Source organism: Saccharothrix sp. NBAS 001, from assembly GCF_056640475.1.
Map to the genome: position 1 here is coordinate 9,141,297 of NZ_CM153251.1, position 15,077 is coordinate 9,156,373.

Below are 15,077 nucleotides of genomic sequence, written 5' to 3' on the forward strand. Positions count from 1 at the left end.
GGAACTCCCATGGCGGCCTCTCCGGAGCAGGCGCGCATGTTCGCGCAGACCTTCGACCAGATGGTCCTCAACATCTCGCGGGCGATCGTCGGCAAGGACGACGTGGTGCGGCTGGCGCTGACCTGCCTGCTGTCCGAGGGGCACCTGCTGCTGGAGGACTACCCCGGCACCGGCAAGACCTCGCTGGCCAAGGCGCTCGCCGGCACCGTGCAGAGCTCCAACGCGCGCATCCAGTTCACGCCCGACCTGCTGCCCTCGGACGTGACCGGCGTGCAGGTCTACGACCAGCGCACCCAGCAGTTCGAGTTCCGGCCCGGCCCGATCTTCCACTCGATCGTGCTGGCCGACGAGATCAACCGGGCCTCGCCGAAGACCCAGTCGGCGCTGCTGGAGGTCATGGAGGAGGCCCGGGTCACGGTGGACGGCACCACCCGGCCGGTGGGCAGCCCGTTCATGGTGATCGCCACCCAGAACCCGATCGAGCAGGCGGGCACCTACCGGCTGCCCGAGGCGCAGCTCGACCGGTTCCTGATGAAGACCAGCGTCGGCTACCCCGACCACAACGCGACCGTGGCGCTGCTCGCCGACGCCGCCACCCGCGACCGCACCCAGGCGCTGCGGCCGGTGATCTCCGGGCAGGCGGTGGCGCAGATGGCGGCGGTGGCCGACCAGGTGCACGTCGACCCGGCCGTGCTCGGGTACGTGAGCCGGCTCGCCGAGGGCTCCCGGACGCACCCGCACGTGCGGCTGGGCGTGTCCGTGCGCGGGTGCCTGGCCTACGTGCGGTGCGCCAAGACGTGGGCCATCGCGCAGGGCCGCAACTTCGTCGGCCCGGACGACGTGAAGGCGCTCGCGCTGCCCGTGCTGGGGCACCGGATCCTGCTCAAGACCGAGGCCCAGTTCGACGGCGTGACCGTCGAGCAGGTGGTGGGGCAGCTGCTCGCGGACGTCGTGCCGCCGGTCGAGCGGGTCGCGTGAACCGGGTCGCCGCACTGCTCGGCGTGATCACCCCGCTGGGGCGGGTGGTCGCGCTCGGCTCGGTCGTGCTGTGGTGGGCCGGTGCCCGGCTCGGCTGGACCGAACTCGTGCTGGCGGGCGCGACCGGGCTGGTGGTCTTCGGCCTGGCCTGCCTGCTCACGCTCGGCCGCGCGGCGCTCCGCGTGCGGGTCGAGCTGGACCGGCAGCGGGTCGTGGTGGGGCGGCAGGTGAACTGCGCGGTGGACATCGCGCAGACCACCGCCGGCCGGCTGCTCCCGCTGACCCTGGAACTGCCGGTGGGCGACCAGGTCGAGGTGTTCGACGTGCTCGGCGGCGGCCGGCGGGCGTTCCCCATCCCGACCCGCAGGCGCGGGGTGATCGCGGTGGGCCCGGCGACGACCGTGCGCGGCGACCCGCTGGGCCTGCTGCGCCGCACCGTGACGTGGACCGACCCGGTGGAGCTGTTCGCGCACCCGGTGACCGTGCCGCTGGAGTCGCTGGCCGCCGGCCTGCTGCGGGACCTGGAGGGCCGGGCCACCACCGACCTGTCGATGAGCGACCTGGCGTTCCACGCGCTGCGCGAGTACGCGCCGGGCGACGACCACCGGCACATCCACTGGCGCTCGTCGGCCAAGCTCGCCGCGCCCGGCCGGTTCCTGGTGCGCCAGTACCAGGACACCCGGCGCGCGCACCTGGCCGTCGTGGTGGACGGGGCGGCCGGCTCCTACCCCGACCCCGAGCACTTCGAGACGGCCGTGTCGGCGGGCGCGTCGATCGCCGCGCGGGCCATCGCCGACGAGGTGGAGACGACCGTGCTGGCCGCCGGGCAGGTCGCCCACCGGGCCGGGATCCGGGCCGCGATGGACGCGCTGACCCGGTGCGACACCGGGTCGGAACCGCTGGCGGAGCTGGTCTCCCGGACCGTGCGGATCATGCCGGACGTGACCACCGCCGTGCTGGTGACCGGTCCGAAGCCGACGTTCGTCGAACTCCAGGCGGTGCTGGCCGCGTTCGCCACCGAGGTCCGGACCGTGGTGGTGCGGGTGGACCACGACAACCGCACCGCGCTCACCGGCGACGTGCTGACCCTGCGCGAGCTGGCCGACCTGCCGATGCTGCTGTCCGGAGGTGGGCTCGGGTGAGGCTGTCCTGGCCGCGGCGGGCGGACTTCGCCGACGCGGGGTTCCTCGCGGTGCTGTTCGCGCTGGCGCTGGTGGGTTTCCACACCACCTACACCGGGTGGGCGTTCTTCGGCGTGGGCCTGGCCGGGCTGGTGCTGGGCGTGCTGGTCGGCTTCCTGGCCTCCGGGCTGCGCCAACCGATGATCACCGTGGCGTTCATGACGCTCGCGGTGTTCTTCCTGCTCGGCGGCGCGGTCGCGACCCGGGAGCGGGTGGTGGCCGGGGTGCTGCCGACGCCGGAGAGCGTGAGCGGGCTGGCAGACCTGTCGGTCAACGCGTGGAAGCAGTTGCTGACCACGCTGCCGCCGGTCGACGGCGACGGGCCGCTGCTGGTGATCCCCTACATTTTGGGGCTGCTGTGCGGTTCCGGCGGGTTCACCCTGGCCCGCCGGGTGTCCGCGAGCGCCGCGCCGGTCCTCGCGCCGCTGCTGGTGCTGGCCGCGGTGATCCTGCTGGGCACCGGCGAGGAGACGGTGTTCGTGCTCGGCGTCGCCTTCGCGGTGGTCGCGCTGGCCTGGTCCGGGGTCCGGTCCCGGCGGTCGCGCCGGTCGTCCAACGGGCTGCGCCGGGCGGCCACCGCGCTGGTGCTGCTCGGCGTCGGCGGCGGGCTGGTCGGCGGGATCGGGGCGCTGCTGCCCGGCGCGGGGCACCGGGTGGTGCTGCGCGACTACGTGGACCCGCCGTTCGAGATCGGCGTGTACGCCAGCCCCCTGGTCGGCTACCGCAAGTACACCAAGGACGCCAACCAGCTCTGGGACCAGACCCTGTTCACCGTCAAGGGCCTGCCGGCCGGCGAGCGGATCCGGATCGCCGCGCTGGACGACTACGACGGCTCGGTCTGGGCGGCCACCAACGGGCCGCGCGAAGTCGGCGAGCGCAACGGGTTCCAGCGGGTCGGCGCGCGCATCCCGGCGGCCGGCGACGGCCGCGAGGTCGAGCTGACGGTGACCGTGGAGCCCGCGTTCGAATCCGCCGAGGAGGTCAACGCGTGGCTGCCCGGCGCGGGCAAGGCCACCCGGATCTCGTTCGAGGGGCCGCGCGCGGCGTCGCACACCGAGCAGTTGCGCTACAACCTGGCCACGGCGTCCGGGATCGTCGCGGACCGCCTGCGGGCCGGCGACGAGTACACCGTGACCGCGGTGCTGCCCTCCGGTGACGTGCCCGAGGACGTGCAGCCCTACGGCCGGCCGGTGGTCTCGGACCTGGCGTTCGTGCGCAGCAAGGCGCAGCAGTGGGCGGGCGGGTCGCCGAACCTGGGCGAGAAGCTCCGCGCGGTCGCCGCGTACCTGCGCGACAACGGCGCGTACACCGACGGCGGGCCGGGCGAGACGGAGTACCTGCCGGGCCACAGCCTGGGCCGGATGGCCGCGTTCTTCAACGCCACCAAGCCGATCGGCAACGACGAGCAGTACGCGGCGGCGTACGCGCTGGTCGCCAACCACCTCGGGGTGCCCGCCCGGGTCGTGCTGGGCGCGACGCCCGGCGACGACGGCGTGGTGCGCGGCGAGCACGTGCACGCGTGGGTCGAGATCCACGTCGCGGACGGCCGCTGGCTCGCCGTCTCCGACTTCGTGCCGGACCGCGCCAAGCGGCCCGATCGCCAGCCGCCGCAGCACGTGGACAACACCGACGCGTCGATCGTGCCGCCGCCCAACGCGATGCGGCTGCCCGACTCGCTCACCGACGCCGGCCGGGTGGAGGCCAACTCCGGGCGGCGCGGCGCGGCCGAGGACTCGTGGCAGGTGCCGTCGTGGCTGCTCGGCGTGCTGACCTGGGCCGGGCCGCCGGTGCTGCTGGTGGTCTCGGCGGTGCTCACGGTCGTGCTGCTCAAGACGCGCCGGCGGGTGCGCCGGCGGTCCACCGGGCCGATGGCGCTGCGGGTCGCGCGGGCGTGGCGCGACCTCGTGGACCACGCGCGCGACCTGGGCGCGAAGGTGCCCCTCGGGACGACCCGGCTGGAGGAGGCCGAGCACCTGGCGCACGCCTGGACGTCCGGGACGGTCGTGCCGCCCGCGTACACCTGGCCGGTGCGCTCGGGTGCCGAGCAGCTGCCCGGCTTCGTCGAGCCGACCGTGCGCAGCCCGTTGCAGTTGCGCGAACTGGCCCGGACCGCGGACGCCACGGTGTTCGGGCCGGGCGAGCCGGGCGAGGGCGCGGTGGCGGACTACTGGCAGCGGGTGGACCAGGCCCGCCGTTCGCTGGGCCGAGGTCTCCCGTGGTGGCGGCGCTGGTTCGGCGTGGTGAACCTCAGGTCCTTCCGCGACCGCTGACACCGCACAGCAGAGCGGCTGCCGACTCCGGGGAGTCGACAGCCGCTCTGTCTTTCCTGGTGGTGCTCGTCTTTCAGGTGGTGCTGGGTGGATCAGGCGCTGCTCGGATCAGCAGGCGCCCAGGTCCTGCCACACGGCCCAGGAGTTCGGGTGACCCGGCTCCGCACCGGTGGAGTACCAGGTGGACTTCCACTTGTGCTGGTTGTGGGAGACCTCGTCGTTCGGCACGTAGGCCGTCGTCGCGCTCCACGCCGGGACACCGTTGCAGTCGCCCGGACCGCCGCCGCCGGTCACCGTGAGGGTGTAGGTGGCGGTGTGCGTGCTGTTCGTGCCGGTGGCCGTCACCGTGATGGTGTACTGGCCCTCCGGCGTGGCCGAGGTCGTGGCGATCGTCAGCGCGGACGTCTCACCGGACTCGATCGACAGCGGGTTGAACGTCGCCGTCGCACCCGTCGGCAGACCGCTGGCCGAGAACCACACCTTGTGCGGGGAACCGGCCGTGGTGGTCGTGCGCAGGGTCGAGGTCGCCGACTCGCCGGCCTTCACGCTGCCGCTGCTCGGGTCGAGGGTCACCGAGAAGTCGTTCGCCGGCGGCTCGCCCCCGATCCGCAGCTGGTAGGTCGCCGAGTGCGTCGCCTGCGGACCCGTGCCCGTGACGGTCACCGAGTAGGTGCCGGCGGGCGTGGCCGCGGTGGTGGCGATGGCCAGCCTGGACGACTCGCCGGACGCCAGGGTGGCCGGGGTGAACGTCGCCGTCGCGCCGGTCGGCAGGCCGGACGCGCTCAGCGCGACCTTCTGCGACTGACCGGAGGTGACGGTGGTGCCGACCGTGGTCGTCACCGTGCCGCCCGCGTTGGTGTCACCGCTGGTCGGGTTGAGCGCGATGGCGAAGTCGTTGTCCGTCGGGGCGGTGCCCACCGTGAGGTTGTACGTCACGGTGTGCGTGGTGCTGCCCTGGCCGCGGACGGTCAGCGGGTAGGTGCCCGCCGCCGTGCCCGCCGCCACCGAGATGTTCAGCGTGGACGAACCGCCCGAGGTCACCGACGTCGGGTTGAGGGTCGCGGTCACGCCGCTCGGCTGGCCGGTCACGGTGAGCGCCACCGAGTGCGGCTGACCGGTCACCGTCGTGGTGCGCACGGTCGACGTGGTGCTGCTGCCGGGTGCGACCGTGCCGGAGGACGAGCTCAGCTCCAGGCTGAAGTCGTTCTGCTGGGTCGGCGTGCAGGTGGCCTCACCGGACTGCGCCGGGACGCTGACCGCCAGCCACGCCGCCTTGACCGCGTTGAACTGCGCGCAGGTCGGGTCGAGCGTCTTCGCCGCCGCGAGGGTGCCGACGCGGTACTTGAACAGCGTCTGGGTCGACGTCTTGGTCAGCATCGCGTTGTAGAACACCCGGCCCGCGGCCTGGATGCCGATGCCCTGCACGGTGGAGCTGTTGCAGGTCGGGCTGTTCGGCTTGCCGCCGCCGGGGTTGGAGCCCTCGGCGAGCAGGTAGAACCAGTGGTTGATCGGGCCGGCCGCGGCGTGCACCTCGGTGCCGGGGATGGCGCTGGACCAGCAGTTCGGGTGACCGCTGACGGCCTGCGGGTTGTACATGTTGCGGATCGGGCCCTGGCCCACCAGGTTGACCGACTCGCCGACCAGGTAGTCCGGGGTGTCGTACGGGGAGGGCTCGTTGGCGTAGGCCTCGACCAGGGCGCCGAAGATGTCACCGGTGCCCTCGCCCAGCCCGGCCTCGCGGCCCGCGCCGCCCGGGGTGTACTGGTCGATCGCGTGGCCGTGCTCGTGGCCCGCGACGTCCATGGAGGCGATCCACTGACCGGCGTTGTTGCGGCCGATCTCGATGTGGTCACCGGTCCAGTAGGCGTTGACCTTGTCCAGGCCGACCTGCACCTGGACACCGCGGCCGTTGCCGTCGATGCCGTTGCGGCCCAGCCAGTTCTTCAGCATGTCCCACTGCTTCTGAGTGGACCACAGGACGTCGGCGCAGCCGGTTTCCTTGCTGGTGGCCTTGCCCGTGCCGAAGGAGTTGTTCGACTTGGTGAACGGCTGCTTCGTGGAGTAGTCCACGCAGCTCAGACCCGGTCGGGTGCTGTCGACCGTCTGGTTGTTGCTGGTGTCGATGCTCAGCGGGTTCGGGCCGTTCCACTCGCTCTGCCCGGTGCCCGCCCGCACGTCGTCCACCTGGTCCTCGACGACGCCGGTCTGGGCGTTGACGTAGACGTGCAGGCGGCTCGGCGTGCCGGCGCGGTTGCCGGACACCAGCACTTCGTAGACCAGCTTGCCGTGGCCGCCGGCCAGGACGGACAGGGTGCCGCCCTCGACCTTGTCGACCTTGGTCAGCTGGGCGCGGGCGATGCTCTTGGCCCGTGCGACGCTGATCTTGGCCCTCGTGTCGACCGCCAGACCGCCCTCGTTCGCGGCGACGGTGTCCAGGACCTTGCCGGCCGAGTCGGTGGAGACGACCGCGTCGCCCCCGATGACCGGCAGGCCCTTGTAGGTCCGGTCGTAGGACACGTAGTACAGGTCCTTGCGACCGGGGATGCCGCCCGTGTACACGGCACGACGTTGGAATTGCTCATCAGGGCCCTTGGCCAGGGCGTCCAACCCGGACGCGGCAGCCTGGTCGGCTGCGGTCGTGGCCAGGGCGATCGGGCTGGCCGGTGCCGTCGGCGCCGCTTGTGCGGCGCTCGACGCGGCCTGGACCGACAGTGCTACCAGGCACGCGGCCAGGTACACGCCGATACTGCGTTTCATGCCAGCTCCTCAGGCACGCAGGGAATACCGAGGACTCGGACGACGAATGTCCCAGTCACGAGCGGCGACCTCGATAAAAACAAGTCCCTGTGTAACGCGCACCGGGTACCCCATCGAGGTTTAACCGTTGCCAGTAGCAACGTTCTACCCGATATTGATCTGTTCGGGCCAATTGTCCATGACCACTGCGGGGGTTGGTCATAACACCGGATTTATGGCCTTTTGATATGCCCCCGAACGGTCGGCGACCGGATTGTCGAATGCGGTTCACGGTCGGCCGGCCGGTGTCCGCTTCCGGATACTGTCCGATTTCCGACTCGGCTGCCGACGGCTTCGCCGCAGGTCAGGGGCTTGCGGCGGGGGTGCGGGAGGGATCGGCCCGGTTCGTCCGGTTCGGCCGTGCGCCGTGCCGGTCGACGGCCCGGGTGCTCCGCCCGGGACCCGGTGCGTGTGCTGTTTGCCGGACCGGCGGGTCGCGCCGGCCGACTCGATTCACGGCGGCGTCGGCCGGGATCGGGTGATATCGCCGCCGTCGCTGCTTCCTGCATACCCCTCGGAGCGCCTCCGGAAAACACCCGACGCCGATCCCGTTGTGCGGAACACGCGTTCGGCGGCGAAAGTCCGGCCGCCCCGGAAGATCCACCCGGAGGTCGAACCGCCCGCACCGCCCGCCTTCGCCGCACCTCCGCCGCCGCCGAGCGGCCGCACGTGTCCGCCGCCGCGCCGCCGTGCCGCCCGCCCGCGCGCCGGGTCGGTCCACGCCCGCCGCCACGGGCCCGTCGGGGTTCTTCCGCGCGCCGCGGAAGAACCCCGCGACGCCATTGCGTATCGAGACGGTTATCGACGGTGACCGGTCGGACCTATTCGTAGTGAATTGGTGACTGTCGGTTTGCCGGAAGTGCTGTCCGTCCGCTGTGAGGATGATGGACACCTCGCGGCTACTGGTTCTTATTCTGTCGTCCACTGTCGGAACTGAGCATTCGGCGTGGCGTCGGGGGCGCATCCGAAGTGATGGGAGAAACCCGATGGCGGTCGCGCGTTTTCAGATCTACCGGTCCCCGGTGTCCGGGGTCACTTGGCGTTTCCTGTCCGCGAACAACCGCAGTCTCGGCCAGGCGGTGGCGGGCTTCCCGTCCGTCGACGCCTGCGCGCGGGCCGTCGCCGAGCTGCGGGAGAGCCTGGTGAACAGCACACCGGCGCTGTCCCGGGACACCCAGTTGTGGTCCTGGCGGCTCAGACTCGGCGGCACGGATCTCGTCGTGTCCAGCCGCAGATATCACCGGCGGGTGCAGGCGCAGTACGCGTGCCGCAGTTTCCTGGACCTCGTCGGGCCGGCGCCCGTCGCGGCCGTGGAGCATTTCTGATGTGGGATTCCGGGGATTGTCCGCAGGGCTGTTCGGAGTACCGGACACCAATTCGTTTCGGCCGTTCGTCCGTTGTTCACGAACCCATCCGGGCCTGGCCAACTGGGCGGGTTCTGCTTGCCGCGCAAGTCCCGAGAAGAACGCGGAGCCGCCGAAGATGACCCAGCTGATGGACGCGCCACCGGTCGCGCCGCCGGACGAGCCACGCCGTCGCGTGGCCGCGCCGGGCGGCATAGACCTGGTGTTCCGGCTGATGCTGCGGGTGGCCGGGCTCGCGGTCCTGGTGATCATGGCGACGGTCGGCCTGTTCCTGCTCACGCAGGGCGCGGAGGCGTTCTCGGCGGCCGGGTTCGACTTCCTCACCACGCAGGCGTGGGAGCCGGACTCGCTGAACTTCGGCATCGCCGCGGTGCTGGTCGGCACGCTGCTGATCGCATCGGTCGCGCTGGTGGTCGCCTTCCCGCTGGCGCTGGGCGTGGCGCTCTACATCTCCGAGTACGCGCCGCGCGGCCTCAAGCGGCTGCTGACCAGCCTGATCGACCTGATGGCGGCGGTGCCGAGCGTGGTCTACGGCCTGTTCGGGTCGGTGTTCCTGCAGTGGCAGGGCGTGGACATCCCGCGCTGGATCTCCATCCAGTTCGGCTGGATCCCGTTCCTGGACGTGGACGGGGCCGACCCGACCAACCCGCTGTCCACCGACTCGGCCTACGTGACCTCGACGTTCTGGGCCGGGCTGATCGTCGGGTTCATGGTCATGCCGTTCATCTGCTCGGTGATGCGCGAGTCGTTCACCCAGGCCCCGCAGGGCGAGCGGGAGGGCGCGTACGCGCTGGGCGCGACCCGGTGGGGCGTGATCCGCAGCGTGGTGCTCCCGTTCGGGCGCAGCGGCATGATCGGCGGCACGATGCTGGGCCTGGGCCGCGCGCTGGGCGAGACGATCGCGGTGGCGATGATCATCGCGCCGGTCTTCACCATCCAGACCCAGATCCTGGGCAGCGGCGGCAACTCGGTCTCCGCGCTGATCGCGATGCGCTGGGGCGCGGCCACCCCGTTCGGGCTGTCCGCGCTGATGGCGGCGGGCCTGGCGCTGTTCCTGCTGACGCTGGTGGTCAACTTCGCGGCCTCCGCCGTCATCGCCCGCAGCCGTTCCGGCCAGGGGAGTGACTGATGACCATGACCGAACCCGGCGCGAGACCCACCGAGGTCACCCAGGAGATCCCGGCTCCCGGGAACGCCCCCTCGGCGGCGGTGGCCGAGTACGACGACCGCACCCAGGAGATCCCGCCGCACGCGATCCCGGCCGCGCCGCACCCCGGCCCGGCGCCGGAGGTCCGGCGGGCCACCGGGACGCGGCGCGGCTCGGACGTCGCCGCCGTGCTCGGCGCGCTGGTCGCCGCGATCGCGCTGACCGGCCTGCTGTTCGACCAGATCGCGCCGTTCTCCGGCGCGGTCGGGTTCATCGCCATCGCCTACCCGGTGTTCCTCGGCCTCTACGCGCTGCTGGTGTCGTTGGAGGACAACGGCATCGCGGTGCGCGACAAGCTGGCGAGCGTCGTCGTGCACAGCCTCGCCCTGGTCGCGCTGGGCGCGCTGGTGTTCATCGTCGCCTACCCGATCGTGATGGGCGCGGAGGCGTTGGCCCACGCCAACTTCTTCACCGAGGACATGGCCGACGCGGGCACCCTGGACCCGCTGGAACTCGGCGGCGTGCTGCACGCCGCGGTGGGCACGCTGCAGCAGATCACCATCGCCCTGGTGGTGACCGTGCCGCTCGGCCTGACCTGCGCGGTGTTCCTCAACGAGACCCGGGGGCTGTTCACCCGCCTGGTCCGCACGGTGGTCGAGGCGATGACCGCGCTGCCGTCCATCGTGGCGGGCCTGTTCATCTACGCCTCGCTGATCCTCATGGTGGGCTTCGAGCGCTCCGGGTTCGCGGCGGGCTGCGCGATCAGCGTGATGATGCTGCCGATCATGATCCGGGCGGCGGACGTCGTGCTGCGGCTGGTGCCCAGCTCCCTCAAGGAAGCCTCGCTGGCGCTGGGCATCGGGCAGTTGCGCACCGCGTGGCACGTCACGCTGCCCACCGCCCGCTCCGGCCTGACCACCAGCGTGCTGCTGGCCACCGCGCGCGGCATCGGCGAGACCTCGCCGGTGCTGATCACGGCGGGCTTCACGCCGTTCCTGAACTGGAACCCGTTCGTCGGGTCGCAGGTGTCCCTGCCGCTGGCCACCTTCCAGCTGGTGACCTCGTCCGAGGAAACCATGAAGCAGCGCGGGTTCGGCGCGGCGGCGGTGCTGATGGCGCTGGTGCTCGTGCTGTTCGTGCTGGCCCGGGTGGTCGGCGGGCGCGGCCCCGGCGAGCAGTCCGCCGGCCAGTCCCGCAGGCGCACCACGGCTTCCGCGCGCGACCTCGCCCGTTTCCAGGCCACCCAAGGAGAATCATGACCAGGCCCATCCTGGCGGTCCTCGCCGTGCTCGGCCTGCTGCTCGGGTCCACGCCGTCCGCCCTCGCCGCGCAGAACTACACGCCGATCAGCGGCGCGGGTTCGACGTGGAGCTACAACGCGCTGGACCAGTGGCGCAAGAACGTCGTCCAGTACGGGATGCGGATCAGCTTCTCCGGCACCGGGTCGACCGACGGCCGCAACCAGTTCCGGTCCGGCCAGGTGGACTTCGCGGTGTCCGAGATCCCGTTCGGGCTCAAGGACGGCGACAAGGTCGAGCCCACGCCGCCGAAGGACACCTTCGCCTACATGCCGATCGTGGCCGGCGGCACGTCGCTGATGTACAACCTCAAGATCGGCGGCAAGCGGGTCACCAACCTGCGGCTGTCCGGCGAGGTGGTCACCAGGATGTTCACCGGCGCCATCACCTCGTGGGCCGACCCGGCGATCGCCAAGGACAACCCCGGCCTGAAGCTGCCCGACCGCCGGATCACCCCGGTGGTCCGCTCCGACGGCTCGGGCACCACGGCGCAGTTCACCACCTGGATGGCCGCGCAGCACCCGGCCGTCTGGGACGACTACTGCCGCCGCGCGCAGCGCTCCACGCCGTGCGGGTTCACCTCCAACTACCCGCTGATCTCCCCGGTGGTCGGCCAGAACGGCTCGCTGGGCGTGGCGAACTACGTGCGCCAGGAGGGCAGCGAGGGCTCGATCACCTACGTCGAGTACTCCTACGCCCGCAACGCGCACTTCCCCGTCGCGAAGCTGCTCAACTCCAAGGGCTACTACGTCGAGCCGACGGCGTCGGCGGTCGCCGTGGCGCTGCTCAAGGCGCGCATCCGGGACGACCTGACCCAGGAGTTGAACGACGTCTACACCAACGCCGACGCCCGCAGCTACCCGATGTCCAGCTACAGCTACATGATCCTGCCGATCAAGGAGACCGGGAAGTTCAACGCGGACAAGGGCCGCACGCTGTCCGACTTCGCCTACTACTTCCTGTGCGAGGGCCAGCAGCAGGCCGACCGGCTCGGGTTCTCGCCGCTGCCGATCAACCTGGTGCGGGCGGGCATCGACCAGGTGGCCCGGGTGCCGGGCACCACCAGGCAGAACAAGGACCTCGGCAAGTGCAACAACCCGACGTTCTCCGCCGACGGGTCGAACACGCTGGCCGCCAACGCGCCGCAGCCGCCGGACTGCGACAAGCAGGGCACCACCCAGTGCAAGGAGGGCACCGGCGGCGCGACCGAGAAGACCGAGTCCGGCGGTGACGACCCGGGCGAGGCCGCCGCCGAGCAGCCCAAGGACCAGGCCGCCGCCGAGAACGCCGGCACCGGGAACACCGACCCGGCCGCCGAGGAGGCCGCGGTGGACGAGAAGGGCAACGTCAAGAGCCGGTCCGTGCAGGGCGCGTCGGCCGTGCCGGTCTCGGTGGACCTGCGCGAGGACGACACGGCGCTGCTGATCGCGGTGGCGGGCGTGCTGCTGGTGGGCCTGGTCGTCGGTCCGCCGCTGGTCGCCAGACACCTGCGCAGAAGGGAAGCCAACAGATGAGACGCCTGCTGCTCGCCGCCCTCCTGCTGCTCACCGGGCTCGCCGTCTGGCCGCCCGCGGCCACCGCCCAGAACACCTCGTCCGAGGTCACCGAGTCCGGCCGGGACGAGTTCAAGGACCTCAAGGTCACCGTGGCGCAGACCACCGGCCTGATCAACCAGACCGTCCGGATCCGGTGGACCGGCGGCAAGGAGACCGGACCGGTCGGCCGGCTGGCCACCAACTACCTGCAGGTCATGCAGTGCTGGGGCGACGACCCGGCCGGCCCGACCCGCGAGCAGTGCCAGTACGGCGGCCTGGAGGCGCAGAACGGACTGGGCCTGGGCGACTACACGCGCAGCCGGCGGATCCTGCTGTCCACCATCGTCGACCCGGCCGAGACGGACCCGCCCACGCCCGGCGCGTACCTGCCGTTCCGGTCGGTGCAGGGCGAGACCACCACCTCGTTCGGCAAGTACTTCGACGCCGGCACCACCAACGAGGTCCCGTTCGCCAAGACCCGCCCGGACGGCACCGGCGAACTCGACTTCGAGGTGCAGACCGCGCTGGAGGCCTACGGGCTGGGCTGCGGCAACGTCCGCGCCGACGGGCCGGACCAGGGCAAGCCCCGGCACTGCTGGCTGGTCGTCGTGCCGCGCGGCGACACCGAGGTCAACGGCCGCAAGCCCGGCGTCGACCACACCAGCGGCAACCTCGACACCTCGCCGCTGAGCCGGACGAACTGGAACCACCGGATCGCGATCAAGCTCGACTTCCAGCCGGTCGGCCGGGCCTGCCCGCTCGGCGCGGCGGAGCGCGCGCTGACCGGCCACGAGTTCGTCGCCGACGCGATGGCCCGCTGGCAGCCCGCGCTGTGCGCGAACGGCGGCACCACCTACGGCTTCACCCAGGTGCCCGACGGCATCGCCCGCGACGTGCTGTCGCAGGAGGAGCCGGGCATGGTCTTCGTGACCGACCCGCAGGCCGCCGCCCAGCGCACGCCGGAACGACCGGTGGTGTACGCGCCGGTCGCGGTGTCCGGGTTCGCGATCGCGTTCGTCATGGAACGCCAGTCGCGCGGCCCGGAGGTGGAGCCCGACCCGGCGGTGTGGAGCAAGGACGGCTCGCCGATCGGCGACCTGAAGCTCAACGCCCGGCTGGTCGCCAAGCTGCTCACCCAGTCCTACCGCGACGCCGTGCCGGGCAACCAGGACTACCTGGCGGCCAACAAGCGGCGGCTCAACGAGGACCCCGAGTTCCTGGACCTCAACCCCGAGTTCAAGACCTACGGCGTGCTGATGAACGCGCTGGACATCCTGTCGCCGTCGGTCGACCTCGACGCCACCACCGCGCTGTGGACGTGGATCAACGCCGACCGGGACGCGCGGGCGTTCCTCGACGGCACGCCCGACCCGTCCGGCATGGTGGTGAACAAGAACTACAAGAACCTCACCCTGCCGCTGCCGAACTTCCCGAAGCAGGACCTGAGCTGCCGGGTCGTGCCCAACGTCGGGCCGGACTGCGCGCTGCTGTCCCGCCCGCTGGCCGCCGACCTGCACGAGGCGGGCCGGGGCATCAGCCGGGGCGACACGCTCGGCAAATCGCCCAACGGCCTGCCCGACCCGGCGGACCCGTCCAAGCCCGGCTACTCGCGCTCGCCGCGCCAGCCGGTCGGCGAGCGCAGCATGCTGGCCGTGGTGGACACGGCCACCGCCGCCCGCTACGGCCTGCCCACGGCCGCGCTGCGCAACGCGTCGGGCAACTACGTGAAGCCGGACGACGCGGGCCTGACCGCGGCGCTGGGCCAGATGTCCGCGACCGACGTGCCGGGCGTGCGGCGGGCCGACCCGACCGCCAAGGCCGCCGACGCCTACCCGCTGCCCAGCGTCACCTACGCCGCCGCGGTGCCCGCCACGATGAACGCCCAGGCGGGCGCGGAGTACGCGAAGTTCCTGCGGTTCGCCACCGGCCCCGGCCAGACCCGGGGCGAGGCGACCGGCCAGCTCCCGATCGGCTACCTGCCGCTGCCCGACGACCTGCGCAAGCAGGCCGCCGACGCGGCCTCGCTGATCGCGCGGGACTCCGGCAAGAACACCACCGGGCCGGCGACCAAGGGGGAGACCCCCGAGGCCGTCGCCAAACCCGGACCGACCGGCGCGCCCGCGCCCGCGCCGGCACCCGCGCCCGCCGTGGCCGCGCCGCCGACCGCGGCGTCCACGTCGACCGTGCCGGTGGCGGCGCTGCGCGACACGCCCGCCATGCCGGTCACCTGGGTGCTGCGCTACCTGCTGGCCGGGCTGCTGATCGCGGGCGGCGCGGCCACCGCCGCGGGGCCGGTGCTGCTGCGGCTCGGCGGCCGGGTGCGGCCGTGACACCGCGAAGACTCGTCCGCCGGGTCCGCCCGGACGCGACACACCGCACGACGGCCGGGCACGGCCGTGGGGGAGGGAAGAGGGGGAGGTGAGGCGCCGCCCGGCCTGGACGGAGTTGCCGCTCCGCGCAGACCGGACAGACACCGCGTGACCGGCGCCGACGACCACGAGTCCGAGC

Annotated in this window: 9 protein-coding genes; 8 read left to right on the top strand and 1 reads right to left on the bottom strand. The window is 72.1% G+C overall.

The features are described from left to right. Nucleotides 1–9: 9 nt before the first annotated feature. The 3 genes from AC0HI0_RS40945 to AC0HI0_RS40955 are packed head-to-tail and all read left to right on the top strand — an operon-like array spanning nt 10 to nt 4,429. Nucleotides 10–978, top strand: coding sequence for an AAA family ATPase (locus AC0HI0_RS40945; protein WP_480928827.1), 969 nt, complete (start codon nt 10–12; stop codon nt 976–978). Next, nucleotides 975–2,120 carry a DUF58 domain-containing protein gene (locus AC0HI0_RS40950; protein ID WP_480928828.1) on the top strand — a complete coding sequence of 382 codons (1,146 nt, stop codon included), beginning with the start codon at nt 975–977 and terminating at the stop codon, nt 2,118–2,120. The genes AC0HI0_RS40945 and AC0HI0_RS40950 overlap by 4 nt, the downstream gene beginning before the upstream one ends. Beyond that, nucleotides 2,117–4,429, top strand: coding sequence for a transglutaminase-like domain-containing protein (locus AC0HI0_RS40955; protein WP_480928829.1), 2,313 nt, complete (start codon nt 2,117–2,119; stop codon nt 4,427–4,429). Before AC0HI0_RS40950 ends, AC0HI0_RS40955 begins: the two co-directional genes overlap by 4 nt. Nucleotides 4,430–4,537: 108 nt before the next feature. Here AC0HI0_RS40955 and AC0HI0_RS40960 read toward each other — a convergent pair whose 3' ends face one another. Continuing rightward, the gene (locus tag AC0HI0_RS40960; protein ID WP_480928830.1) at nt 4,538–7,186 is read right to left on the bottom strand and encodes a M4 family metallopeptidase; all 2,649 of its coding nucleotides are present in this window, start codon (nt 7,184–7,186) and stop codon (nt 4,538–4,540) included. Nucleotides 7,187–8,247: 1,061 nt separating this feature from the next. Here AC0HI0_RS40960 and AC0HI0_RS40965 point away from each other — a divergent pair. The 5 genes from AC0HI0_RS40965 (at nt 8,248) to AC0HI0_RS40985 (ending at nt 14,899) form a co-directional block, all read left to right on the top strand. Continuing rightward, nucleotides 8,248–8,550 (top strand): hypothetical protein, encoded by a 303-nt coding sequence (locus AC0HI0_RS40965; RefSeq protein ID WP_480928831.1) that lies wholly within the window; start codon nt 8,248–8,250, stop codon nt 8,548–8,550. 157 nt (nt 8,551–8,707) lie between these two features. Continuing rightward, the gene (gene pstC / locus AC0HI0_RS40970) at nt 8,708–9,718 is read left to right on the top strand and encodes a phosphate ABC transporter permease subunit PstC (RefSeq protein ID WP_480928832.1); all 1,011 of its coding nucleotides are present in this window, start codon (nt 8,708–8,710) and stop codon (nt 9,716–9,718) included. Next, complete coding sequence (gene pstA, locus AC0HI0_RS40975; RefSeq protein ID WP_480928833.1) at nt 9,718–10,995, top strand: phosphate ABC transporter permease PstA; 1,278 nt, start codon at nt 9,718–9,720, stop codon at nt 10,993–10,995. Before pstC ends, pstA begins: the two co-directional genes overlap by 1 nt. Beyond that, entirely contained in the window at nt 10,992–12,548 is a 1,557-nt protein-coding gene (gene pstS / locus AC0HI0_RS40980; RefSeq protein ID WP_480928834.1) for a phosphate ABC transporter substrate-binding protein PstS, read from the top strand. The genes pstA and pstS overlap by 4 nt, the downstream gene beginning before the upstream one ends. Beyond that, nucleotides 12,545–14,899 (top strand): hypothetical protein, encoded by a 2,355-nt coding sequence (locus AC0HI0_RS40985; protein ID WP_480928835.1) that lies wholly within the window; start codon nt 12,545–12,547, stop codon nt 14,897–14,899. The genes pstS and AC0HI0_RS40985 overlap by 4 nt, the downstream gene beginning before the upstream one ends. Nucleotides 14,900–15,077 lie beyond the last annotated feature (178 nt).